The organism is Massilia sp. P2_C2 (genome assembly GCF_056404615.1).
Genome location: NZ_JBFUDR010000030.1, coordinates 1 through 24,389, shown reverse-complemented (window position 1 = coordinate 24,389; position 24,389 = coordinate 1). Strand labels below are relative to the sequence as shown.

The following is a 24,389-nucleotide window of genomic DNA, read 5'->3' as shown; positions in this document are numbered from 1 at the left end:
TCACACCTTCATCGGCAGGATCACCATCTGCAAGCCTTCCAGGTGCAGGCTGCGTTGCACGGCCAGTGCCGCCTGGTTGTGCAGCAGCCGTGTGAACCAATTGTCGGAGGCGAAGATCAGCTTACTGGTGAAGAAGATCGAATTCGGATACTCGCGATTGATCTGCTCGCACATGCGGGTCACCTCCTCCACCGCGTCCGTGCCGAAGCCGATGTACGACGCCGACGCCATGCCGTGGCTCTGGCAGAAATCGACGAAGTATTCCAGCGTGCGTGCCGCATCCATGCGCATCTTTTCGAGCGCGCCCTCRCCGCCATAGGCATGCGCGTCGACCGTGCGCGCGTTCACGAACAGGAAGTTCTTGAAGTGACCAGGGAACATGCGCAACACCCACAACAGCGCATGCAGGCCGCCGCCGCGCGAGTTACCGACGATGAACACGGCCGTCTGCGCATCCGGTTCCGGCTCGACGGCTTCCGTCACCGGGCCGAACGGCTGGTTGGCGAATACCCGGTCGACGGAGCGGATGGCGCGCTTCGTTTCGCGGTAATGGTTACGGATGAACACGCACAGGCCGGCGATGGCCGCGATGATCAGCGCGGTGGCCCAGCCGCCCTGCGTGAAGCGCTCGACGAGCAGCACGGCCAGGATGCCGGCGCAGATCACGAAACCCGTCAGCGACAATAAAAAGCGCCGTACCCAGCGCACGTCCCCGCGATGACGCCACCAGTACAAACAGAGGCCGAACAGCGAGATCGCGAACGTCAGGAACACGGAAATCGAATACAGCACGACGAGCAGCGTCACCTGGCCGCGCGTCCAGAACAGGATCGCCAGCGCGGCGATGCCCATCACGAGGATGCCGTTCTGCGTCACGAGGCGCGTGGACAGGTAGCGGAACTGGTGCGGTACCCACGAATCGCTCGCCATGTTCGACAGCACGGACGGCCCGCCGAGGAAGCCCGTGTTGGCCGCCACGAACAGCAGCCCGGCCTCGAACGCGAGCGCAACGGCGAGCAACGCCTTGTTCACCAGCTCGCTGCCGAGGCCCATGCTGGCGATGATGCGGCGGAACGTGGTCGCATTCAGCGTCTCGCCCGCGGTCGGCCGCACTTCCCACAGCAGGTACAACAGGATGATGCCGCCGGCCGTGATCGCCAGCGACAGCGCCATGTAGAACATCGTCATCTTGCCCGTGCGTACGCGCGGTTCCGCCAGCAGGTTGACGTTGTTCGACACCGCCTCGAGACCGGTGTACGTGCCGCCGCCCTGCGAATACGCGAGCAGCAGCATGCCGGCCACGCCCGTCCAGCCGATCTCGCGCGCAAGCGCGCCCGTCTCGGCCACTGTATTGGGCAGCAGCTGCGGCAGGTGCGACGCATGGGCGACGATGCCGTACACGATCAGCACGAGGTGCGTGGCGACGAAGCCGAGGAAAATCGGCAGCAGGATCTGGATCGCCTCCTTGAGCCCGCGCAGGTTCATCACGATCAATAGACCGATGAAGAACGCTTCGGCCCACAGTTTATAAGGCTGGAAGCCGAGCGGGAGGAACGACGCGAGCGCGTCGACACCGGACGCAATCGAGATGGCGACGGTCAGCACGTAGTCGAGGATCAGGGCGCAGCCGGACACGAGGCCCAGGTACGGACCGACCAGCTTGGTGGCCACGCGATAGCCGCCGCCGCCGGTCGGGAACAGCTCGATCACCTGGTTATAGGCCAGCGCAATGATGAACACCGTGACGGCGGTGGCAGCGGCCATGTACAGGCCGAGATGCGTATGGGTGCCGAGCGCGCGAAAGGTTTCTTCCGGACCGTATGACGACGACGACAGGCCGTCTGCACCGAGGCCCACCCAGGCCAGGAAGGCCACCAGGGCCATCGAATGGCGCGTCTCGCTCTTCATGGGGTCGAGCGGCTTGCCTAGGATGATCTCGCGTATTTTCTTATTCTTCATCGTGCAGGCCGTCTTTCCGGACGGCTCGTTTGCTCAGGTAGGCGAGATCATACGCTGGAACGCCTGCAGTGCCCAATGCCGGCCGGCCTCACACCGATAGCGGCCGCACACACTGGTCAGTTTGGCATTGCATGTGCTAATATGCGCGCCTGCGCTTGCAGCCTCTGTGGCGGAATTGGTAGACGCACTTGACTCAAAATCAAGCGCCGAAAGGCGTGCCGGTTCGATTCCGGCCGGAGGCACCACCTACTCATCCGTAGTAGTCCCGCAAAGTCCAAGAAACCGCGTTTCTCCCTCTGGGAACGCGGTTTTTTTGTGCGCCAAAGTTTGAGCTCGTCCATTACCAGCCCGCGTTTTTGGATCGAATGCATTCGCGCCAGCCGACAGGATCCAAGGCCTTGAGATACGGACCATCGACTACGAACGGGCGCCGCGCACGACGTTCAGGGCAAGCGGTATCGCGTGCGTCAACATCGGCTTAGCTGCTGCAGGCGAGCCCGCTCTCAGTCACCAAGTGCAAGCAAGCGTCGCAGCTTCGCTATCACGTCGTCCAGGCCCGGCGCCTCAAGCTTGCTCTTGGAGAGAAATGCGCGCCACTGTTGCTGTTTGATCGGACTCGCCACAAAAGCCCCGCTCAGCCCCATCGGGACGCTCGCAGGCACATCGGTGCGCCGGCGCGCGAATGTCGCCTGGACAGCTTGTCTCAGGACGGCGGCATCGATCTCGGCATAGGTCGCAAGGAACCAAAGATCAAAGTAATCTTTCATGCGCGTATTCGCCATGCCGAGGCTGACGATCGCTTCGTACTTCTCGGCGATCACGGTGTACACCGGATAAGCGCGCAACGACGGTGCCGCGACATCTTCGAGAAGAGCCGGAAACTGAACGAGTTCCGGCGCCGGTGTGACGGCATCGCCGTAGCCCACATCGATCTGCACCGAGCAGCGTGCGTTATCCAGAGTTCCGGTCAGGGTGACGCGCACGCCCTCGTAATTTGCCTCTTTGCGGATCGGTGCCGCCCTCACGCTTGCGTGGTCGAAGAGGATTCCATCATCGGACCGCACCGTGCAGACCTGCTGGAAGACCTCGATCAGGTGGTCGATCTCCGAGGGACCAAACCCGAGGAGGTCGATGTCCCGGGTTGGCCGATGCGGCTGGTCGAACCACAGGTCGAAGAGCAGCGCCCCCTTCAACAGGAACTGGTCGGCCCACGGCGATACGCTCAATCGGTACAGCAGGCGTTCAAGCGAATACCGCGTTAGCATCAGGTTGAAGTCCGCCCTCTCGGCGCGTGCGCGGTTCAGTAGGCGCGCGCGGATGGATGCGGCGCGATTCGTCGCCTTCATGCTGCCCCTACGGTTTCCAGGTACGGACGCATGACGTTCGCCACCCTGCAGATCTCGGCGTAGCGCCACAGTTCATCCATCGTTGCGCGCTTACCGTTCCAGGCTTCGCGCAACGCTTCCAAGGCGACGTCGAGACCGATCTTGTTGCGGAATTTGAAGCAGTCGGCAACCGTCTTCGCCACCCCGAATACGCGCACCTGCGTGCCCGCGACATTGACCGTCTCGACGCCTTCGGTCATCGCCGGTCCGGACATGCGAATCACGCGCAGCGGTGGATAGTCGAAGCGCGGCGCGTGGGCCTTGTGCGGGATGGCGAGCCACACGTCGGAGGACTGTTGCGTGGTCAGGTCGTGGAAGCGCAGCGCGGACAGCAGGCATAGCACACCGCTTTCGCTGCGCGCGGCCACTTCGGCAAAGCTGTCGTAGGCGGATGCTGCGCGGTCGGGCAAGGCATACAAGCCGCGACCAAGCTTGAGCAACTTGCCTTCGTCGGTCAGCGACGCGAGCAGCGCACGCGACGCGCCGGTGCTGTCCACGTCCCGGGTACGCAGCACGCCCTTGGATCGCGCCAGCTCAAGAATTCGGTCGGCTTGGTGGTTCATTTCACCAGTCTATACAAAATCTAGGCAATTATCCATACTTGCCGAGGTTTTGTTCGGAATCTCGACCGGCGTCGGGCAAACAGACCAAGAATTCGTCATGACGAACACTGAGATTTCGTCATGACGAAATTTGCTCTCCCAAGCCTGCCAAAAGTTACCCCATTGAAACAAAAAATATTTATATTGAACAGTCCCACATCGCAATAGCAATTAGCTCAACAGCAAGGACAACAGCCGATGTCCGCTATCCCCTATTACGAACAGCACGCCAGCGCTGTCGGCAAGCCATCAGGCATTAGATTGCAATCAAGCCGCAAGGCTAACGCAGGAGCATGCTGTGCCTTGAGACAACTGCTCTGAAAACACAAAGCATCGATTTCTGTTTGATCGGCTCTTCGCTCACCGCCTTGGAGTATGAGCCTCCCGATGTTATGAACACGATGGAGACACTATGAAGGACCGCCCTTTTTCAAGGGTAGCCGCTGGGGCCGCGGTTGTAACTATGACCTATCTCACTTTCGCGGTCTTCGCGTTTGCGGTGCGCTCTCCCACATTAAATTTGATTCTGCTGCCCGGTTACTTCTTGTTGATCGCGCCGGTGCCGATCCTTGCGGTGGTGGGGTTGAGTGCTGGAGGCTGGCTCATAGCAGAGCCAAACACGGCTGGATTCGTGCTGTTAATCGCCCTCTACACGACCGGAGCATATTTTCTGGCAGATTCAATCGAACGACGCTTGAAGAAGCGCTCACGTGCCAAAGCACAGTCGCAAACCCCACAACGATGATCGCAAACAGACGGTGGACACGCACTGTACGATAACTACCGAGGCGTGGCTGTCGCCAATAGCAAACGGAATGAATGATGTAGTGGTCGATACCTTTGTAGGGACCTCGCTTCAATAGCGGCTCGACATCAGCTAGCCTGGCTGAAGAACTGCAGTGAACTTAAAGTAGCGGTGAGGGTCAAAGTGGCCAGGGGGATTCCGCCTTCGAAAACCGCACCCATACCCTAACCGGCCTTGTATCCACGCGTGTATCCATGCCACAGATGAGCCCGCCAAGAAAACCCAGCAGCCACGCGGCTTCCAGCGAACTCATCGATTCCGGCCGGAGCACCACCCCTTAGCATCACGCAATCTCACCTTGTCGCAAACATAACCGCTTTACCTATGGGACAAGGGCGTAATGTAATCTCATGCGCTCGTATACGGCATCATTCAATCTCATATTTCTGTTGGTACGCCTGATGGTATATCGCCGCGGCCTGCCTGCAGATACCGACATGAGACGCGGATGCCACTGACCGATACCTTCATTCGGCAGGCCAAGTACAGCGGAGCCAAGGCCGGCGACAAGCACTCCGACGGGCCGTAGTACTTGATCTGTTCTCGCGCCAGGTGGTCGGTTGGTCGATGAGTTCACGCATCGATCGCGAGCTGGCGATGAACGCACTTTTAATGGCTGTCTGGCGCCGGCAACCCAGGAATACGGTGATGGTGCATTCCGACCAAGGCAGTCAATTCAGCAGCTACGATTGGCGCGACTTCCTGGACGCGCACAACCTCAAGCAAAGCATGAGCCGGCGCGGTAACTGCCACGATAACGCCGTTGCCGAGAGCTTCTTCCAGCTACTCAAGCGGGAACGAATTCGACGCAAAACGTATGGCACCCGTGAAGAAGCAAAGCAAGGATGGCTTTGACTATATCGAGATGTTCTACAATCCGAAGCGGCGGCACAGCTTCAGCAATGATATGTCGCCGGTCGAGTACGAAAATCAGAAGGAGGATGAGCGCAACCAGCGCCTTCCTGAAGAATTCTTGCATAACGCTCAGCCGGATTCGTTCCTTACATTATCGGCTGTGCGCATCCAGGCAAGCAACTCCTGCAGGCGGCATGTCCCGCCTGCAGGAACAGGGTTACTGCGTCCAGCTCAGCGATTGCGCATCCAGCGACACCTCGTAGTAGCCGCGGGAATTCCAGACCAGCGGCGTGCCGTTCTGCTTCAGGGTACCGCCATTCACCACCACACGCAGCTTGCGGCCCGACGGGAAGTTGGGCGGCAGCGTCCAGGTCCACGTCGTCACGCCGCCGAGGGTAGCGGGCGTTGCCGCCTGCAGGAGCTGCTGGCCGCGCCAGTAGGCGCCGATGTTGACGACGCTGTCGATCCACATCGTGCCGAACGATTTGGCATAGCTCATGTTACCCGTGATCACGCCGATGTCCTCGCCGCCCCCCCAATTCTGCGTGGGGGCGGGTAACACCGTGTGGAACAGGTAGATCATCCACTTGCCCTGGCCCAGGGCGTCGTTTACGGCGGTGTTGAACGAGGACACAGGATGGCCGTTGTCCGTGGCATCCCCGGGAACCTGGGCAAGCGGCAGGTTCATCAGGTCGCTGCCCGTTCCGGAGGCCACCATGCCCGGCTGCACGCCGCGCGCGACCATGAAGCGTGATGTGGCCGCCGGTTTGTAGTCCAGGTCCCCGAACGGGTAGGCGCCGGTCCAGACTGCAGACTGTCCGATCTTCGTACGGATGTAGTTGGTGGTGTCGTCGAACTCGGCCCCGGCGCTGGCCAGGCCGTTAGGGCAGGTGTTGGGGTCGTTGTCGGTCAGGTCCGCGGCCCTGCAATGGTGCGTCGTGTGGTTGCCGATCTCCGAACCTTGCGCCATTGCGTCTTTCCAGACGGCGTCGAAGCGCGTCGGATCATCCCACTGCGGATACCAGTTGGCTGAGGGGTTGATGTAGTAGGTGGCGCGGACGCGCTGGGCCTTCAGCTCCGGATAGTGATCGATCTGCGACGGTTGCGAGTCGTCGAAGGTATAGGACATCGCGGCCTTGAAGCCGGCCCAGTCGAGCACGCGCAGCCCCGGCTGTCCCGTGGTGCCGGCGGGCTTGGCCACCTCGCTCGTCGCGAGCGGCAGCGGCAGGCCGGCCGCGCCGTAGTAGTTCCACGGCCGCACCAGCACCTTCAGCGGCGCCTGCTGCGTGTTGCCCTGGCCATCGCTGACCTGCACGATGAGGTCATAGTCGTTGCGGGCATCGGCGTCGGCGGGGTGCGCGGTATCGGGTGCCTGGAGGAACGACAGGGCGCCGGTCGCAGGGTCGATCTTGAAGCGCGCCGCATCGATGCCGGAGATCGACCACGTGGCGGTGCGCCCGGCGGGCAGGGTTACCTTGGGGATAAGGAAGGTGGCGGTCAAGCCTTCCTGGACTTTCAGGCTGGCCGGCACGCCAAGGACGGACGTAACCCACGGCCCGCCGTCGTCATCACTGCTGTTGCAGATGTTGCCGGTCGCTTGTGGGATATTCGCGTTCATCGCGTCCTGGCCTGCGACGACGAAGCCGAACGAGGCCGTCCCGCCCGGAGCAATGTCCTTGTTCCAGCCACCGCCGTCCGAACCAGTGAACGTCGGCGCGCTGCCGGTCACAACGCCGTTCCACGGGTTGCCCGACACATACGAGCCGTCGTTGTAGGTCCAGGACACCTGCCAGCCATGCAGCGTCTCCGTGCCCTGGTTGGTGATCGAGACGTTGGCCGTGCCGCCGCCCCACCAGACGTTGTTGAGTTCGTACTTGCACACGGCAGTGCCTGCGGCGTTCGCGCCCTGCGCGAACAGCAGGCCCACCGCCAAGGCCATTGTTGTTTTCAAATGCATACGTGTCTCTCCCAAWTCATGGTGATTTCCTCCGAAAGAGGATGTTTTTCTCTTTGCCGGCAGGTCGGACAGCACCCTCGCGCCAGGCCGGCTGCTGTACCCCGCCCTGATGGGCAGGGTTCGCGCGCCGTACGGAAGATATGCCTGCTGCTTGACGGCGCTCTAACATTTATTGCGGGAATACCCAGTGTGTGCAGATATTGCTATCGGATTCCGCCAGTTGTTAAAGTGAGTGGTCGGGAGCAATCAGGCAGGAGGCTGCAGTCTTGGGCGCGGCCTGGATGTGGAGGTTAGTCGCGCGAGAACCGGACAATGCGCTGTCCTGTCGCCCCGGTCTCTCGACACGCAGATATTGCAAATACCTCATCAGAGTGTGAAAATCGCGCGAGATTGTTGTATTAATGTAAATTTACGCGGTCAAAATCCGTGCCGTGCTAATATCGTTTGATGATTATTCGACATCAAACCGTATGAACGTCAGCAGCTACGACAGGCGTGAAGGCAGGCTCGACCTGGTCAGGCAAGTCATCACCTTCCTCTTTGTCGGCGGTTTCGCGACGGCGCTGCACTACGCCGTGATGTTCACCCTGGTCTACGTGCTGGGCTGGCATCCGGTGCCCGCTTCCACCACCGGATTCATTAGCAGCGCCGTGGTCAATTTCGCGCTGAATGCGCGCTTCACGTTCAGGTCCACCCGGTCGGTCCTGCATACGGCCCCGCGCTTCGCCATCGTCGCGGCGAGCGGACTGTTGTTGAACCGCTACATGCTGGCCCTGTTGCTATCCCTGGGCACCCACGTCCTCGTCGGCCAGCTCGTGGCTACTCTCTGCGTATTGACATGGAACTACATCATCAACGCCTTATGGACGTTCAGAGCGAAAAAAAGCTGAGACCGGCACCCGTCGTCAGCCTCGTTCTTCCATGCTACAACGAATTCGACGTCTTGCCGGAGACGACGAGCCGCCTGCTCAAGCTGGTGGGCGATGCCATCGACAGGGGCGAATTCGCCCCAGGCAGCGCCATCTATTACGTCGATGACGGCAGCCGCGACGGCACGTGGGACATGATCAGCGAGTTCTCGCGCCAGCATGCCCTGGTGTGCGGCATCAAGCTCAGCCGCAACCGTGGGCACCAGAACGCCCTGTTGTGCGGGCTGATGACGGCGCCCGGCGACGTGCTGATCAGCCTCGACGCCGACCTGCAGGACGACCTCGACGCCATCCCGCGCATGGTGCAAGCCTATCGCGAAGGGAACGAGATCGTGTTCGGCGTGCGCAGCGCGCGCGCCAGGGATACGTTCTTCAAGCGCGTCACGGCCGAAAGCTATTACAAGCTGCTGGCCTTCCTCGGCGTGCAGATCGTCTACAACCATGCCGACTACCGCCTGATGAGCCGGCGCGCCATCGAGACGCTGCGCGAATACGAGGAAACGCATCTGTTCCTGCGCGCGCTCGTGCTGCAGCTCGGTTTCACGTCGACCGTCGTCGAATTCGAGCGCGCGGAACGCTTTGCCGGCGAATCGAAATACCCGCTCAAGAAGATGCTGGGCCTGGCCTGGCAGGGCATCACGTCGTTCACCGCCTACCCCCTGCGGATGATCACGGGCGTCGGCTTCCTCGTGTCGCTGGCCAGCCTCGGGCTCGCGGTGTGGGCATTATTCATCCGCATCTTCACGGACCACGCGCTACCGGGCTGGGCGTCGGTCGTGATCCCGACCTACTTCCTCGGCGGCGTACAATTGCTCAGCCTTGGAGTCATCGGCGAATACCTGGCCAAGATCTATGAAGCCTCGAAGCGGCGTCCACGCTTCCACGTCGAAACCCTGTGCGGCGCGACGTTCCGCCACACGCCGGCTCAGCCGGCCGTGCTGCAGGAGGCCGTGCGATGAAGCGCGCCTGGTACGGTACCCTGCTGGCCCTGCTGCCGATCGTCGCCCTCGCCGTCTATTACTTCGTGAGCAGTCCGACCAATGGCGATTTCTGGTGGTACGACGCGTCGCGCCACGCGATGAACGGCGTGTTCCTGCGCGATTTCGTGATGGAAGGCGGCCTGCTGCATCCGATCCATTTCAGCAGCACGTATTACGAAAAATACCCGGGCATCAATATCGGCTTTTATCCGCCATTCTTCTATATGTCGTCGGTGCCATTGCTGCTGCTGTTCGGCGCCAGCCACGCCGTGTCGCAGGCCGCCGTCGTGCTGTACACGCTGGCGCTGGGCGTGATCGTGCTGCTGCTGTGCCGGCGCGTGATGGATGACCTCTCCGCAGTGGCGACGGCGCTGTGCGTGCTGGCCCTGGCGCCCATTTCTCTGTGGTCGCGCCAGGTGCAGCTGGACGTCCCCGCGCTGGCCATCTTCGCCTTCACGGCCTATGCGCTGTTGCGGCACCTGGAGGACGGCAGGCAGAGCTGGYTGTTCATCGCGGCCGTGGCGATGGGACTGGGTGTCCTGACGCGCGTGCAGGGCGTGTTCATGGCGCCGGTCTGGCTGTATTTCATCTTCATCCGCGACTATCCGAACCGTCCACCGCTCAAGCGCCGCGTGCTCGCGACGCTTCTAGCCGGCATGATCACGCTGCCGGCGGTGGTGATGGCCGCCTACTTCGCGCGAGTGAACCAGGCGCTGTCCACCGCCATGCCGAACATGCCCGCCTTGTGGAGCGTCGACAACTGGACGTTCTATGCCGGGAAGTTGCCGGAACAACTGGGCTATCCTGCCCTCGCCGTGCTCGTCGCCGGCCTGGCCGCGGCCATCTGGCTCGGCGTGCGCAGCAAGGCCAGCCTCGAGATCAAGGTCATTGCCGCGTTCGGCGTCGGCGCCTGGCTGTTCTTCACGATCGTATCCAACAAGGATCCGCGCTTCAACCTGCCCGGCATGGTCTTCCTGTTCGTGCTCGCGGCATGCGCGCTCACGCTGGTCCATGCGAAGGTGGGACGGGTGCTCCTGCCGCTGCTGGCCGTCTGGCTCGTCGTACAGTTGCAGATGCAGCCGCAGGTGCCGTACGTGCAGGGCTTCGAACGCGCCGCCGCGACCGTGGCCGCGGTCGCGCCGCCGTCGTCGAACGTGCTGGTGTCGGCCCACCGCGACGGCAATTTCATCTACGACCTGCGCACGCAGGAAAAGCGCCGCGACATCGGCGTACGGCGCGCCGACAAGCTGCTGGTGGAAATCCGGATCCTGCGCGAACTCGGCGTGCGCGAACACGACCTGAACCAGCAGCAGATCCTGGATACCCTCGACAAGCAGCATGTCGAAACGGTCGTGTACCAGCAAGGCTACCTGGCCGACCTGCCCAGCATCCGGAACCTGGAAGCGTTGCTCGAACACAGCGGCAACTACGTCCGGGTGGCCGTCGTGCCCATGGTCGGCAAGACCGATCCGTCCGAGCGCCAGCTCATCATCTACCGCAGGCAGCGGCCGACCGCGTCGTCCTAGCGCGGCGGCAAGCCCCAGGGCACGTCGAAAAAACTGCTGCGCGTTGCAGGGACGCTCTGCGATGCTCCGCGGCGGCGGACCGGCTGTACTGCTCGTACAGCTGCGCTTCTCGAACGCCCCTGCGGCCGCTCGCGACGGTTTTTCAAGGTGCCCCCCAGTCGTCGTACTTGTGCACGATGGCATGCGCGGTGCCGTCGCGCTCCATCGCGTCGAGCGCGCCGTTCATGCGCGCCACCAGGGCATCCGGGACGGCGCGGTTGCAGGCGAGGTAGACGCGGATGCGGTTGAACACCAGGACGGGCGCCAGCTTGCCCGCATAGCCCAGCCGGTCGAGCGTGAGACTGCCGCGCCGGATGCTGGCCGCCCACAGGTCGATGCGGTCCATCATCAGCTTGCGCGGGTTGACCATGTCGTTCGGCGCCGGATCGACGTTGAAGCCTCGCGCACGCAGGAACTGGTCGCGCGCGTCGCCATTGTAGGTGCCGACGCGGTAGGCGCGTGCATCCTCCAGGCTGCGCACGTCGAAATGGCGGTCGGCACGCCCCATCAGCACCCATTCCGCCTCGCCGATCGGTCCGATCCATTTGAAATGCGATTCGCGCTCGGGCGTGCGGGTGGTCGAGTAGACGCAGGCATCGCCGCGTTCCAGCGCGGCCGTGTAGGCGCGCTTCCACGGCAGCAGGTCGATCGAATACGCGACGCCGGCGCGGGCCATGATCTCGCGCACCATGTCGGTGCCGATCCCGGTCACGCGGTCGCCGTCGCGCATGCTGTACGGCGCCGATGTCTCGGTGGTCAGGTACAGCCGCGGCGCCGGCTCGGCCCGCGCCAGCGTGCAGGCCGCCGCCAGTAGCGCGGCAAGAACTGTCGTTTTCATACTTGGCGTGTACGCAATGCGGGTGTCCACGGCGGATGCCCCGTTTAACCAGCATAGCAGCAACATCGCAAACGCAGCAACGCGTGATCCGTCCGCAACGTTCCGGTTTTGCGGACATGGCGGGTGGCGTCTTTGCGACATTTTGTGCATTCAGATTCACATCCAGTTCTTGCTGGCAAGACTTTCGCGTTTGAAAATGCCATACTGCGTGCACAGTATCACCTCAACATTCTCTCGAAAAATCACACGTCATGCTGTCCGTGTTCACGCTCCCCTCCGATCCGTCGCTGCTCAGCTACGGTTTGTATACGCCCAGGCTGGTCGCGCTGTCCGTGCTGGTGGCGATCTTTGCCTCGTGGATGGGCCTGCAGATCGCCGGCCAGGCCGCCGCCAACCGCGCCCAGCGCTGGATCGTCCTCGGCACCGGCAGCCTGGCGCTGGGCGCCGGCGTGTGGGCCATGCACTTCATCGGCATGCTCGCATTCGACCTGTGCACGGACGTCGACTACGACCCGGTCGCCACCATCATGTCGAGCCTGCCCAGCATCGGCGCCTCGTTCGTGGCGCTGGCGCTGATCGCGCGCGAGCGGCTGGGCGGCTGGGGCCTGCTGGCCGGCGGCGTGCTCGTCGGCGCGGGCATCGGCGTGATGCACTATGCCGGCATGACCGGCATGCGCATGGGCCTGGAACTGCGCTACGACCCGCTCATGTTCGCCCTGTCGATCGTCGTCGCGGTGGTGCTGGCGACGCTGGCGCTGTGGGTACGCTTCGGGCTGTCCAGCCTGTCGCACCGGCTGAGCGAACCGCGCCGCCTGCTGCTGGCCGCCATCGTGATGGGCTGCGCCATCGCCGGCATGCACTACACGGGCATGGCGGCCGCGCGCTTCGTCGGCCACGCGTCGGCGCTCACGCCGCAGAAGGCGACGAACAGCACGTTCCTGGCACTGGCGATCACCCTGATCACGGTCGCCTTCACCGTCTTCGTGCTGGCCGCCAACGGGCTGCTGCGCTACCGCCAGCTGTTCCGCGAACTGTCGCGCAGCGAAGCCTGGATGCGCGCCCTGCTCACCACCACCGTCGATGGCGTGATCACGGTCGACCGCCAGGGCGTCATCCGCGAATTCAATGCCTCGGCCGAGCGCATCTTCGGCTGGCACCGCGACGAGATCGTCGGCCAGAACATCCGCCTCCTGATCGGCGACGAGACCGCATCGGAGGAAGTGGGCCTGCTGCGCTCGCTGCAGACGGGCGAGATCACCGCCAGCACGCGTGGCGCCGACGTGACCGGCCGCCGCAAGGACGGCGGCATCGTGCCGATCCGCCGCGCCCTCGGTCATGCGCGCCTCGACCAGCAGGACCTGTTCGTCTGCTTCATCACCGACATCAGCGAGCGGCGCAGGATGGAACAGGCGCTGCGCGCCAGCGAACAGCAGTTCCGTTCGCTGATCGGCAACATTCCCGGCATTTCCTACCGCAGCAGCCTGCTCGAGGGCGAGGCACCGATGCTGTTCATCAGCGACGCCGTCGAACGCGTCACCGGCTACACGGCCCGCGACTTCCTCGGCACGGCGCCGCGCCGCACCTTCGCGCCGCTGATCCACGCGGCCGATCGCGTGCGCGTGTCGGAAACGATCGCTACCGCGCTGCGCGAAGACCGCCCCTACCTCGTCGAATACCGCCTGCTGCACGCGGACGGCAGCACCCGCTGGATGTGGGAGAACGGCACCGGCGTGCGCAGCGAAGCCGGCGAACTGTGCTGGCTGGACGGCGTCATCCTCGACATCACGGAACGGCGCGCGATGGAAGACGCGCTGCGCGAAGCGAAGGAGAACGCCGAACAGGCGGCCGCGGCGCGCGCCAGCTTCGTCGCCAACATGAGCCACGAGATCCGCACGCCGATGAACTCCATCCTCGGTTTCACCGACGTGCTGCTGGATGGCCATCTCGATGCCGACCAGCGCCGCCACCTCGACACGATCCGCAGCTCGGGCCGCTCCCTGCTGCGCCTGCTCAACGAGATCCTCGACACCGCCAAGCTGGAAAAGGGTGCGGTGGAGCTGGAGCAGCACGACTACAACCTGCTGTCGCTGATCGACGAACTGTCGTCGACCCTGGCCGCGAACRCGCGCGCCAAGGGTCTGCACGTGGACATCGAATACGACCCGGCGCTGCCCACCTGCCTGCGCGGCGACGAGCTGCGCGTGCGCCAGGTGCTCACCAACCTGCTCGACAACGCGATCAAGTTCACGGAAAAAGGCAGCGTCACCGTGCGCGCCGAGCTGAAGGACGACCATCTGCACTTCATGGTGAGCGACACCGGCATCGGCATCGCGCCGGAACGCCTGACGGCCATCTTCGAACCGTTCACCCAGGCCGACGCGTCCATGACGCGCCGCTTCGGCGGCACGGGCCTCGGCACCACGATCAGCAAGCAGCTCGTCGAGCTGATGGGCGGCCGCATCTGGGCCGACAGCGCGCTGGGCAAGGGCACGACGTTCCACGTGGTGCTGCCGCTCGTGCCGGCCCGCTTCGCCCCGCAGCAACCGCGCGTGCGCACGGCCGCCGCCCTGCCCCCGCTGCGCGTGCTGCTGGCCGACGACGTGCCGCAGAACCAGGAACTGCTGCAACTGCTGCTGGCGCGACGCGGCCACACGATGACGGCCGTCGGCGACGGCGCCGCGGTCGTCGAACTGGCGGGCCGCGAACGCTTCGACGTGATCCTGATGGATTTCCAGATGCCGACCATCGACGGCCTCTCCGCCACGCGCCTGATCCGCCAGCAGGCCGAAGCCGCCGGCCGGCCGCGCGTGCCCATCATCGCCATGACGGCCAGCGTGCTGGCCGAGCACCGCCGCGCCAGCGTTGACGCCGGCATGGACGGCTTTGCCAGCAAACCGGTCGACTGGTGCGCGCTGTCGCATGAAATCGCGCGCGTGCTGGGTCTCGGTCCGGGGCAGCAAGCGGACGACCTGCCGGCGCAGGAGCGCCAGACCCTCAACCGCCACGCCGGCCTGCGCCGCTGGAGCGGCAAGGAAGACGCCTACCTGGAAGCGCTCGCCCACTTCGCCGTCCAGCACGAAGGTCTCGCCGCGACGCTCACGGCCCAGGCCACCGCCGCCGACTATCGCGCGCTGCGCATGCAGACGCACAAGGTGCGCGGCATCGCCGCCAACCTGGGCCTGGAGCTGCTGGCCGACGGACTGGCCGGACTGGAAGGGCTCGTGGACGGCGACAGCGGCAAACTGTATCCGGGCCTCGCCGCGACGCTGCAGCAGGCACTGGAGGCCGTAGGCGTCCTGCTCGACGCGGCGCTGGACGCGATACTTGCGACCCGGCCCGCCAGCGCCGCGCCGGGCCAGGGCAAGGCCCACGCCGTGCGTCCGGCGGCCGACCTGGACCGTGTCCGGCGCGCGGGCAACGTCCTGCGCGACGCGCTCAAACACGGCGGCCTGGATGACGCCGCGCTGGCCGGCCTGGCCGCCGCCACGAACGGCCATCCGCTGGCGGCGCGCGTCGCCCAGGTGCATGCCGCCATTTCCGATTTCGAGTTCGACCTCGCCCTGCAACAACTTGACGCCGTGCTGGCCGCCATCGACGAGCTGGCACAGGAGACGACAGAATGACCACCGTCACCCAACCCCTGATCCTGGCCGTCGACGACGAAGCGAGCAACCTGCAGCTGCTGCGCCAGATCCTGCAGGACCACTATCGCCTGCGCTTCGCCAAGGATGGCCCGCGCGCGCTCGAACTGGCGCGCGAGGAAAGCCCCAGCCTGATCCTGCTCGACGTGATGATGCCCGGCATGAGCGGCTACGAAGTGTGCGCCGCCCTCAAGGCCGACCCGGCGCTGGCCGCCATCCCCGTCATCTTCGTCACCGCGCTGAACGACACGGACGACGAGCTGGAAGGCTTCGAGGCCGGCGCCGTCGACTACATCACCAAGCCCGTCAGCCCGCCCATCGTGCGGGCGCGCGTGCGCACCCACCTGTCGCTCGTGCGCATGGAAGAATTGCGCGCGTCGCGCCTGGAAATCGTCCAGCGCCTCGGCCTGGCGTCCGAATACAAGGACAACGAGACCGGCCTGCACGTGATCCGCATGAGCCATTTCGCGCGCATCCTCGGCCTCGCGGCCGGCATGACGGAAGCGGAAGCGGACGACCTGCTGCACGCCGCGCCGATGCACGACGTGGGCAAGATCGGCATCCCCGACCGCGTGCTGCAGAAACCCGGGCCGCTCGATCCGGACGAATGGAAGATCATGCAGGGCCACGCGCAGATCGGCGCCGACATCATCGGCCAGCACGGGCACGGCGTGCTGGCGCTGGCACGCAACATCGCCCTCACCCACCACGAGAAATGGGACGGCAGCGGCTACCCGAACGGCCTGGCCGGCACCGCGATCCCGCTCGAAGGCCGCATCTGCGCGATCGCCGACGTGTTCGATGCGCTGACGTCGATCCGACCGTACAAGAAAGCGTGGACGGAACAGGAGGCGCTCAACTTCCTCGTCGAGCAGAAAGGCCGGCATTTCGATCCGGTGCTGGTCGACCTGTTTCTCACGCAGATGCCGGCGATCCGCGCGATCCGCGAGCGGTGGGCGGAGCAGGAACCTGTGCCGATGCCTGTGGCGGCGTGATATGTGCGGCTTGGTGGGCACCCCGTGCCCACCAATCGAACGTTATCCGAGCCGCGGCGCGGCGGCCAGGCGCACTTCCGCCCTGCGCCCCACGAGCTCCCGGTACAGCCGCGCATAGTTGTCGGCCATCTGCGCCGACGTGAACAGCTGCCAGTAACGCGCCTCCGCGCGCTGGCCCATCTCTCGCGCCATCTGCGGGTCGTGCCACAGCCGGTGCATCGCGGCGCGCAGCGATTCGTGGTCGGATGGCGGCACGACGAGGCCCGTCTCGCCGTGCACGTTGATGTAGGTGGTACCCGTACCGATCTCGCTCGAGATCATCGGCTTGCCGTACATCGCGCCTTCCAGCAGCGAGATGCCGAAGGCTTCCGAACGCAGGTGCGAGGGGAAGGCGACGGCATAGCAGAGCTTGAGCAGGGCTGCCTTGTCGAGATCGTTCACGGCGCCGACGAATTGCACGCGCTTGAGGCCAAGGCGCTCGGCGCGCGCCTTCAGCTCCGCCTCGATCGGCCCGGCGCCCACGATCACGACCGGATAATCGGTGCCGGCCACGGCGTCGAGCAGGATGTGCAGGCCCTTGTAGTAGCGCAGCACGCCGACGAACAGGAAGAATTTCGGACCGACCCGCGCACGCCAATGGTCCAGGCGCGCCTGCTCCGGTTCCGGATAGCTGGATTTGTCGAGGCCGAACGTGATGACGCGCGTCTTGTCGCGGTAGCGGTCCAGCACGGCCGAGGACGCCAGGTAGTTGGGCGACGTCGCGACGATCGTGTCGACGCTTTCCAGGAACCTGTGCCTCAGGGGCTCGTACAGCTTCAGCAAGGCCTTCTGGCGCACGATGTCCGAGTGGTACGTCACGACGGTCGGCTTGTCGACGCGCGCGAGGAAGTGTGCCATGTCCATGAACGGCCATGGGAAGTGGTAATGCACCACGTCGGCCTCTGCCGCCATGCGCGCCAGCTGGCCGATCGCCTGCACCGACACCGCGTTCGACGCCACCTCGAAGTTCAGCGGTGCGCGATGCACCGTATGGCCTTCGTAGTCGAACGGCTTCAGGTGCCGGTCGCGCGACAGCGACAGGACGTGGTTCGTGATGCCCAGACGGCCTGTTCCCACACACATCTGCCGGATGACCTGTTCGACCCCGCCGACCGAATCAGGGAAATAGGTCTTATAGAAATGCAGGACACGCATGGGTTTGGACATGGATACGGTCTTTTAGAGGAGGGAACGGTACACCGCGGCCGTCTGGCGCGCCGTCGCATTCCAGGTCAGCCGGGCGGCACGTGCGCGCCCGGCCGTGATGCAGCGCGCCCGCACGGCGGATTCGCGCGCCAGCGTGAGCATGGCATCGGCGATCGCGCCCGTGTCGAGCGGATCGACGTCGAGCGCCGCGCCGGCCGTCACTTCCGGCAGCGAGGTCGTGTTCGACGCGACGACCGGCACGCCGGATGCGAAGGCTTCCACCACCGGGATGCCGAAGCCTTCGTACAGCGAGGCAAACACGAACACGCCCGCGCCCGCATACACATGGCGCAGCTGGGCGTTGTCGGTCAGCTGGTTCAGCCAGACGATGTCGGCACCGTCCTGCACGGCGGCGGCAATGCGACGCACCACGTCTTCCGAACGCGAGCCGGCACTGCCGACGATGACGAGCTGGTGCTCCGCGCGCACGGCGGCCGGCAGCGACAGATAGGCGTCCAGCAGCCGTTCGACGTTCTTGCGCGGCTGCAGTGTGCCCACGAACAAGAAATACCCCGGACGCAATCCGTTGGCCTGCAAGGTCGCCGCCACGGCGTCCGCCGGCGGCGGATCCAGCCATTCGTCATCCACGCCGCACGGCACGACCGTGACACGGCGCTCGTCGATGCCGAAGCATTCGACCAGTTCGTCGATGGCGAAATGCGACAGCGCGATCACGTGGTCGGCCTTTTGCGCAGCCTTGCGCTGCAGCCAGTTCTTCAACCCACGCAGGCTCGGGTTGCACCACTCGGGATGCTTGACGGGCAGCGCATCGTGCAGGCTCGCGATCACCGGGCAATCCATGCGCACGACGCGGTAGTCCGTGACGTGGAAGACGTCGACAGGCATGTGCACGCGGTGCGCGTCGGGCGTGACCAGGTCGACGAACGAAGCGCGCTCGAAGGAATGCGGCAGGGCCTGGCCGGCCGTGACGGGCGCCGCGCCGCGCAGGCGCGGCCAGGAATACGGCAGCATCGCACAACCCGCGCGCGGCAGGTGGCGCAGCAGCGCCTGCGTATAGACCCCGATGCCGTCCAGGTGCCCGCCCGTAAAGGCCGGCTCGATCATGGTCGTGCCGATGCCGATGCGCAAGTCCGGCAGCGCATCGGCGTCGTTCGCCGCCACGGCCGGGGCCGGCACTGCCCGAATGCGGTCATGGAACGCGGCCGCGCCGTCTGCTCGTCGTTTGGGGAGGCCCAGTTCGATCATGGTCTGCTCCAGGCCGATCGGTATCCGGCTCACGCCAGGTACATCCAGCGCAACGTGTCGACCAGCGGCGGCGATTCGATGGCGCCGATCGTGCTGGCCAGTTTGGCGTTGCTGCCCGACAGCGTGCGTACCTCGTTACCGCGTACGAAGGCCGGATTGACGTGCACATCGATACGGTAGCCGGCGATGTCGTTCATCATGTCGATCACGCTCTCGAGCGAGTGCGAGCGGCCGGAACAGACGTTGAAGACTTCCCCGGCCGGCGCCGCCGCGAGCAGGCGGCGGTAGCTCTTCGCAACCGTGCGCACGTCGGAAAAATCGCGCGCGACGGCCAGGTTGCCCAGTTCGATGCGGCGCGCGCCCTTGCGGAAGTGCGACACGATCTTGGGCAGCAGGAAATTCTCGTTCTGGCCGACACCCGTGTAGTTGAACGGACGCGCGATCACGATCGGCAGCTTGTCCATCCACAGGCGCGCCATGTATTCCATCGCGAGCTTGCTGACGGCATAGTCGTTCGCCGGTGCGGGCGTCACGCCTTCGTCGATCACGGGCACGGCCGCGTTGCCGTAGATATTGGCCGACGACGCCAGCAGCACGCAGGACGGCTTGTGCGACCCTTGCGCCAGCGCTTCCAGCAGGTTGCGCGTGCCTACCACGTTGACGCGGTAGATCTGCCCGGCGTCGTCATGGGCCACGAAGGCGATGGCGGCCAGGTGGACGACGACGTCCGGCCGCGTATGTTCGACCACGGCCGCCAGCGCGGCGCGGTCGTTCAGGTCGGCGGCAAACATGTCCGGTCCGGTCTCGTTGCCCGGCTGCACCGTACCCATCACGTGGTAGCCGGCTGCGGCCAGTTCACGCGCCATGTAATAGCCGGTGAAGCCGCGCAGGCCGGTGATCAGGGCGCGCTTGCCCACGCCCTCGCGTTGCTCACCGCCGTCTTCCGTGACCATGCTGCTCATGTCAGAACGAGAAGCCAGCTTCGTTGCGACGCAGGTCGGCGTCGACCATCATCTGGCACAGCTGTTCCAGCGACGTCCCGGCCTTCCAGCCCAGCTCACGCTGCGCCTTGGAGGCGTCACCGATCAGCAGGTCGACCTCGGCCGGACGGTAGAACTTCGGCGACACGCGCACGAGCAGCTTGCCGGTGCGGGCGCAATAGCCCGTTTCCTGCTCGCCCGCCCCCTTCCATTCGACGTCCAGGCTGGCGCCGCGGAAAGCCATCGTGACGAAGTCGCGCACGGTTTCCGTACGGTTGGTGGCCAGCACGAAGGTGTCCGGCTGGTCGGCCTGCAGGATGCGCCACATGCCTTCCACGTATTCGCGCGCATAACCCCAGTCGCGCTTGGCGTCCAGGTTGCCCAGTTCCAGTACGTCCAGCTTGTTCAGGACGATCTTGGCGACGGAGTCCGTGATCTTGCGCGTGACGAACTCGCGGCCGCGCAGCGGCGACTCGTGGTTGAACAGGATGCCGGAACTGCCGAAGATGCCATAGGATTCGCGGTAGTTCACCGTCATCCAGTGCGCGTACAGCTTGGCCACGCCGTACGGGCTGCGCGGGTAGAACGGGGTCGACTCGACCTGCGGCACGGCCTGGACCTTGCCGAACATCTCGGACGTCGAGGCCTGGTAGAAGCGCGCTTTGGGATGCACGATGCGGATCGCTTCCAGCAGGTTGACGGCGCCGATGCCGGTGATCGACGCCGTGGCGAGGGGCTGGTCGAACGAGACGCCGACGAAGCTCTGCGCGGCGAGGTTGTACACCTCGTCCGGACGGGTGGATTCGATCAGGCGGATGTTCGACGAGAGATCGGTGAGGTCGTACTCGACGAGAGACAGGTTCGGATGCTGCTCGATGCCGAGTTCGGCGATGCGCCAGAAGTTAACCGAGCTGGACCGACGAAACGTGCCGGTCACGCGATAGCCCTTTTCCAACAGCAGTTGCGCCAAATACGCGCCATCCTGACCGGTAATCCCCGTAATCAGGGCATTCTTTGTTGTCTGCATGTTCTTGGTGATCCAGTGACGTAGTCTTTGGTGTTCCGGATAACCGCCGGGATGACCCAGGCGGCCTGGCATACGGAAACGGAAATTTCATTTAACAAATTAAATAAATTTCCGACAACTTTGTATTATTTGAACGCTTTACTATTCTTATTACGAACAGGAAAACGTGCAATAAATGCAACAAATACTCGTCTATTATGGCTCGAAACCCAGCAAACATGTCGCATGATTACGCATTGTTACGTGTCCATCAAACTCCATTACATATTCGCGAATTGTCAGGAACTTCTACATTTGAACGACAAAAGGGCCGCGAACGGCCCCCTTCATGCACGCTAACTGAAAAAAAAGGGCCGCAAGCGGCCCTTTCATCGACTTTCGGTAACAGTGGCGAAGCTACAACAAATTATCCTTTTCAGCGCTCCGAAACAGCATCGACGACACACAATGCCGTCATGTTGACGATGCGGCGCACGGTCGCCGACGGGGTCAGGATGTGCGCCGGACGTGCGCAACCCAGCAGTACCGGGCCGACGGCGATGCCGTTGCCGGCCGCCGTCTTGACAACGTTGTAGGCGATATTGGCGGCTTCGATGTTCGGCATCACAAGCAGGTTGGCGTCGCCCTTCAGCGTCGACTGCGGCATGATCTTGGCGCGCAGCTTCGAGTCCAGCGCGGTATCGCCGTGCATCTCGCCGTCGACTTCCAGGCCGGGGGCCTTCTGCTGGATGAGGCCCAGCGCGGCGCGCATCTTCTTCGCCGACGCGCTGTTCGACGTGCCGAAGTTCGAGTGCGACAGCAGCGCCACGCGCGGCGTGATACCCAGGCGCTCCAGTTCCTCGGCCGCCATCAGCGTGATCTCCGTCAACTCTTCCGCGGTCGGGTTTTCGTTGACGTGCGTGTCGACCATCGCGATCTGGCGGTCCTGCGTGATGATGAAGTTCAGCGCCGCATACACGTTGCTGCCGGCGCGCCTGCCCAGCACCTGGTCGATGTATTGCAGGTGCACATCGGTCGTGCCGTACGTGCCGCAGATCATGCCGTCGGCGTCGCCCTTGTGGATCATCATCGCGCCGATCAGCGTGTGACGGCGGCGCATCGCCAGCCTGGCGAGGTCTTCCGTGACGCCCTTGCGCATGACCATCTGGTGGTAAGCCTGCCAGTAGTCGCGGTAGCGCTCGTCGAAGTCGGGGTTGATGACGTCGAAATGCTTGCCCTGCTTCAGGCGCAGGCCGAATTTCTCGATGCGCTTTTCCAGCACGGCCGGACGGCCGACGAGGATCGGACGGGCCAGGTTCTCGTCGACGACGACCTGCACGGCGCGCAGCACGCGCTCTTCTTCGCCCTCCGCGTAGACGATACGCTTGCGCTCGGCCGGAGCGCTCTTGGCGATCTGGAACAGCGGCTTCATGAAGCTGCCGCTGCGGTAGACGAATTGCTGCAGGCTCTCGGCGTAGGCAGCCAGGTCGGCGATCGGACGGGTGGCGACACCGCCGTCCATCGCGGCCTTGGCCACGGCCGGCGCGATATGCGTCAGCAGGCGCGGGTCGAACGGCATCGGGATCAGGTATTCCGGACCGAACGACAGGTTGGAGATGCCGTAGGCCGACGCCACGATGTCCGACTGCTCGGCGTGGGCGAGGTCGGCGATCGCGTGCACGACGGCGATTTCCATCTCGCGCGTGATCGTCGTCGCGCCGCAGTCGAGTGCGCCACGGAACATGTACGGGAAGCACAGCACGTTGTTGACCTGGTTCGGGTAGTCCGAACGGCCGGTGGCGATGATGACGTCGCTGCGGACGGCTTTCGCATCTTCCGGCAGGATTTCCGGGTTCGGGTTGGCGAGCGCCAGGATCAGCGGATTCGGCGCCATCTTCGCGACCATCTCCGGCTTGAGCACGCCGCCGGCGGACAGGCCCAGGAAGATGTCGGCGTCGGGGATGATCTCGGCCAGGGTGCGATGCGGTGTTTCCTGAGCGAAACGTTCCTTGTCCGGATCCATCAGCTCGGTGCGGCCCTTGTAGACGACGCCGGCCAGGTCGGTCACGTAAATATTCTCGATCGGGAAGCCGAGGTCGACGACCAGGTCGAGGCAGGCCAGCGCCGCCGCGCCCGCGCCGGACACGACCATCTTGCACTTCTTGAGATCCTTGCCGACGACCTTCAGGCCGTTCAGGATGGCGGCGCCGACGATGATCGCGGTGCCGTGCTGGTCGTCGTGGAAGACGGGGATCTTCATGCGCTCGCGCAGCTTGCGCTCGATGTAGAAGCACTCCGGCGCCTTGATGTCCTCGAGGTTCACGCCGCCGAACGTGGGTTCCAGCGCGGCGATCACGTCGATCAGCTTGTCCGGATCGTTCTCGTTGACCTCGATGTCGAACACGTCGATGCCGGCGAACTTCTTGAACAGCACGCCCTTGCCTTCCATGACGGGCTTGCTGGCCAGCGGGCCGATGTTGCCCAGGCCGAGCACGGCGGTACCGTTCGAGATGACGGCGACGAGGTTGCCGCGGGCCGTGTATTTATACGCGGAGGCGGGGTCCTTGACGATTTCTTCGCAGGGCGCGGCGACGCCCGGCGAGTACGCCAAGGCCAGGTCGCGCTGGTTCAGGACGGATTTGGTCGGCGTGACGGCAATCTTGCCGGGAGAGGGAAACTGGTGGTACTCGAGCGCGGCAGCCCGCAGTTGTTGACGTAGTTCTTCTTTTTTATCGATTGACGAATCCATGCTTTGCAGCCTTCCTGAACTGACGGGGGGTCTCCGATTTTATCAGAGTGTTACGGGCCCTCGTCTACGTATTTTTTGGTATCGACAGTAGCGCCCCCGGGCAGGTAGCATGGCGAAACGGCCCGCCGGACGGCCGCGCCGGATTAGAATCGCGGCATGCTCTCCGAATTCGACCTCATCAAACGCTACTTCCGGCGCGACCGCGCGCCCGGCCCCAATACCATCCTCGGCATCGGCGACGACTGCGCGCTGCTGTCGCCCACGCCCGGCAAGATGCTGGCCGTGTCGTCCGACATGCTCGTCGAGGACCGCCATTTCTTTGCCGGCGCCGACCCGTTCACGCTCGGGCACAAATGCCTGGCCGTGAACCTGTCCGACCTGGCCGCGATGGGTGCGGCGCCGCTCGGTTTTACGTTGGCGCTGTCCCTGCCGGCGGCCGACCCCGACTGGCTGGACGCCTTTTCGCGCGGCCTGTTCGCGCTGGCCGACGCGCACGGCTGCGACCTGGTGGGCGGCGACACGACCAAGGGCCCGCTGAACGTCTGCATCACGATCTTCGGCGAACTGGAACCCGGCCGGGCGCTGCGCCGCGACGCCGCGCGCGCGGGCGACGACATCTGGATCTCGGGCACGCTGGGCGACGCGCGTCTGTGGCTGGCGGCGCGGCGCAGCGAAGTCGCGCTGGACGTCGC

Annotated in this window: 17 protein-coding genes, 1 tRNA gene and 1 pseudogene; 9 read left to right on the top strand and 10 right to left on the bottom strand. The window is 64.3% G+C overall.

Annotated elements, in window-relative coordinates; genetic code table 11:
- The gene (locus tag AC1DYX_RS05875; protein ID WP_477257228.1) at positions 1 to 1,959 is read right to left on the bottom strand and encodes an APC family permease; all 1,959 of its coding nucleotides are present in this window, start codon (positions 1,957 to 1,959) and stop codon (positions 1 to 3) included.
- A 160-nt stretch (positions 1,960 to 2,119) separates the two neighbouring features.
- Between AC1DYX_RS05875 and AC1DYX_RS05870 the strand changes: the two genes are divergently transcribed.
- Positions 2,120 to 2,204: transfer RNA gene (locus AC1DYX_RS05870), tRNA-Leu, on the top strand.
- Between the two features lie 258 nt (positions 2,205 to 2,462).
- Here the strand turns inward: AC1DYX_RS05870 and AC1DYX_RS05865 are convergent.
- Positions 2,463 to 3,305, bottom strand: coding sequence for a nucleotidyl transferase AbiEii/AbiGii toxin family protein (locus tag AC1DYX_RS05865; protein WP_477257226.1), 843 nt, complete (start codon positions 3,303 to 3,305; stop codon positions 2,463 to 2,465).
- On the bottom strand, positions 3,302 to 3,907 hold the full coding sequence (locus AC1DYX_RS05860) for a type IV toxin-antitoxin system AbiEi family antitoxin domain-containing protein (RefSeq protein ID WP_477257224.1): 606 nt from the start codon (positions 3,905 to 3,907) through the stop codon (positions 3,302 to 3,304). Before AC1DYX_RS05860 ends, AC1DYX_RS05865 begins: the two co-directional genes overlap by 4 nt.
- 451 nt (positions 3,908 to 4,358) lie before the next feature.
- Here AC1DYX_RS05860 and AC1DYX_RS05855 point away from each other — a divergent pair, with 451 nt between their 5' ends.
- On the top strand, positions 4,359 to 4,691 hold the full coding sequence (locus AC1DYX_RS05855) for a hypothetical protein (RefSeq protein ID WP_477257222.1): 333 nt from the start codon (positions 4,359 to 4,361) through the stop codon (positions 4,689 to 4,691).
- Between the two features lie 582 nt (positions 4,692 to 5,273).
- Positions 5,274 to 5,685, top strand: a pseudogene (locus AC1DYX_RS05850) (IS3 family transposase); the annotation flags it as partial.
- A 138-nt stretch (positions 5,686 to 5,823) separates the two neighbouring features.
- Here the strand turns inward: AC1DYX_RS05850 and AC1DYX_RS05845 are convergent.
- Entirely contained in the window at positions 5,824 to 7,545 is a 1,722-nt protein-coding gene (locus AC1DYX_RS05845) for a cellulose binding domain-containing protein (RefSeq protein WP_477257220.1), read from the bottom strand.
- Positions 7,546 to 8,033: 488 nt separating this feature from the next.
- Here AC1DYX_RS05845 and AC1DYX_RS05840 point away from each other — a divergent pair, with 488 nt between their 5' ends.
- From AC1DYX_RS05840 to AC1DYX_RS05830, 3 genes are read left to right on the top strand one after another with little or no spacing between them, the layout of a single operon-like run.
- On the top strand, positions 8,034 to 8,453 hold the full coding sequence (locus tag AC1DYX_RS05840) for a GtrA family protein (protein WP_477257218.1): 420 nt from the start codon (positions 8,034 to 8,036) through the stop codon (positions 8,451 to 8,453).
- Positions 8,426 to 9,451, top strand: coding sequence for a glycosyltransferase family 2 protein (locus AC1DYX_RS05835; protein ID WP_477257216.1), 1,026 nt, complete (start codon positions 8,426 to 8,428; stop codon positions 9,449 to 9,451). Before AC1DYX_RS05840 ends, AC1DYX_RS05835 begins: the two co-directional genes overlap by 28 nt.
- Complete coding sequence (locus AC1DYX_RS05830) at positions 9,448 to 10,998, top strand: ArnT family glycosyltransferase (protein WP_477257214.1); 1,551 nt, start codon at positions 9,448 to 9,450, stop codon at positions 10,996 to 10,998. The genes AC1DYX_RS05835 and AC1DYX_RS05830 overlap by 4 nt, the downstream gene beginning before the upstream one ends.
- Before the next feature lie 142 nt (positions 10,999 to 11,140).
- On the opposite strand, the gene AC1DYX_RS05825 is transcribed toward AC1DYX_RS05830, so the two are convergent.
- Positions 11,141 to 11,875: a substrate-binding periplasmic protein gene (locus AC1DYX_RS05825; RefSeq protein WP_477257212.1), complete on the bottom strand. Its 735-nt coding sequence runs from the start codon at positions 11,873 to 11,875 to the stop codon at positions 11,141 to 11,143.
- 251 nt (positions 11,876 to 12,126) lie between these two features.
- Here AC1DYX_RS05825 and AC1DYX_RS05820 point away from each other — a divergent pair, with 251 nt between their 5' ends.
- The gene (locus AC1DYX_RS05820) at positions 12,127 to 15,498 is read left to right on the top strand and encodes an MHYT domain-containing protein (RefSeq protein WP_477257210.1); all 3,372 of its coding nucleotides are present in this window, start codon (positions 12,127 to 12,129) and stop codon (positions 15,496 to 15,498) included.
- Positions 15,495 to 16,511: a response regulator gene (locus tag AC1DYX_RS05815; RefSeq protein WP_477257208.1), complete on the top strand. Its 1,017-nt coding sequence runs from the start codon at positions 15,495 to 15,497 to the stop codon at positions 16,509 to 16,511. Before AC1DYX_RS05820 ends, AC1DYX_RS05815 begins: the two co-directional genes overlap by 4 nt.
- A gap of 42 nt (positions 16,512 to 16,553) precedes the next feature.
- On the opposite strand, the gene AC1DYX_RS05810 is transcribed toward AC1DYX_RS05815, so the two are convergent.
- From AC1DYX_RS05810 to AC1DYX_RS05790, 5 genes are all read right to left on the bottom strand, one after another.
- Positions 16,554 to 17,705, bottom strand: coding sequence for a glycosyltransferase family 4 protein (locus AC1DYX_RS05810; RefSeq protein ID WP_477257249.1), 1,152 nt, complete (start codon positions 17,703 to 17,705; stop codon positions 16,554 to 16,556).
- Positions 17,706 to 17,729: 24 nt separating this feature from the next.
- Positions 17,730 to 18,995, bottom strand: a complete 1,266-nt coding sequence (locus AC1DYX_RS05805; RefSeq protein WP_477257206.1) for a glycosyltransferase family 4 protein — start codon at positions 18,993 to 18,995, stop codon at positions 17,730 to 17,732.
- Positions 18,992 to 19,924: a GDP-mannose 4,6-dehydratase gene (locus tag AC1DYX_RS05800; RefSeq protein ID WP_477257204.1), complete on the bottom strand. Its 933-nt coding sequence runs from the start codon at positions 19,922 to 19,924 to the stop codon at positions 18,992 to 18,994. The genes AC1DYX_RS05805 and AC1DYX_RS05800 overlap by 4 nt, the downstream gene beginning before the upstream one ends.
- A gap of 1 nt (position 19,925) precedes the next feature.
- On the bottom strand, positions 19,926 to 20,969 hold the full coding sequence (gmd, locus tag AC1DYX_RS05795) for a GDP-mannose 4,6-dehydratase (protein WP_477257202.1): 1,044 nt from the start codon (positions 20,967 to 20,969) through the stop codon (positions 19,926 to 19,928).
- A gap of 415 nt (positions 20,970 to 21,384) precedes the next feature.
- A complete protein-coding gene (locus tag AC1DYX_RS05790; protein WP_477257200.1) occupies positions 21,385 to 23,697 on the bottom strand; it encodes an NADP-dependent malic enzyme in 2,313 nt (770 codons plus the stop codon).
- A 156-nt stretch (positions 23,698 to 23,853) separates the two neighbouring features.
- On the opposite strand from AC1DYX_RS05790, the gene thiL reads away from it, so the two are divergent.
- The coding region (thiL, locus tag AC1DYX_RS05785; RefSeq protein WP_477257198.1) for a thiamine-phosphate kinase at positions 23,854 to 24,389 on the top strand (536 nt) is incomplete at its 3' end.

Coding starts and splice junctions, on each gene's coding strand:
- AC1DYX_RS05865 (WP_477257226.1), bottom strand. CDS start 3,305: ATGAAGGCGACGAATCGCGCCGCATCCATCCGCGCGCGCCTACTGAAC.
- AC1DYX_RS05860 (WP_477257224.1), bottom strand. CDS start 3,907: ATGAACCACCAAGCCGACCGAATTCTTGAGCTGGCGCGATCCAAGGGC.
- AC1DYX_RS05855 (WP_477257222.1), top strand. CDS start 4,359: ATGAAGGACCGCCCTTTTTCAAGGGTAGCCGCTGGGGCCGCGGTTGTA.
- AC1DYX_RS05845 (WP_477257220.1), bottom strand. CDS start 7,545: ATGGCCTTGGCGGTGGGCCTGCTGTTCGCGCAGGGCGCGAACGCCGCA.
- AC1DYX_RS05840 (WP_477257218.1), top strand. CDS start 8,034: ATGAACGTCAGCAGCTACGACAGGCGTGAAGGCAGGCTCGACCTGGTC.
- AC1DYX_RS05835 (WP_477257216.1), top strand. CDS start 8,426: ATGGACGTTCAGAGCGAAAAAAAGCTGAGACCGGCACCCGTCGTCAGC.
- AC1DYX_RS05825 (WP_477257212.1), bottom strand. CDS start 11,875: ATGAAAACGACAGTTCTTGCCGCGCTACTGGCGGCGGCCTGCACGCTG.
- AC1DYX_RS05815 (WP_477257208.1), top strand. CDS start 15,495: ATGACCACCGTCACCCAACCCCTGATCCTGGCCGTCGACGACGAAGCG.
- AC1DYX_RS05810 (WP_477257249.1), bottom strand. CDS start 17,705: ATGCGTGTCCTGCATTTCTATAAGACCTATTTCCCTGATTCGGTCGGC.
- AC1DYX_RS05800 (WP_477257204.1), bottom strand. CDS start 19,924: ATGAGCAGCATGGTCACGGAAGACGGCGGTGAGCAACGCGAGGGCGTG.
- gmd (WP_477257202.1), bottom strand. CDS start 20,969: ATGCAGACAACAAAGAATGCCCTGATTACGGGGATTACCGGTCAGGAT.
- AC1DYX_RS05790 (WP_477257200.1), bottom strand. CDS start 23,697: ATGGATTCGTCAATCGATAAAAAAGAAGAACTACGTCAACAACTGCGG.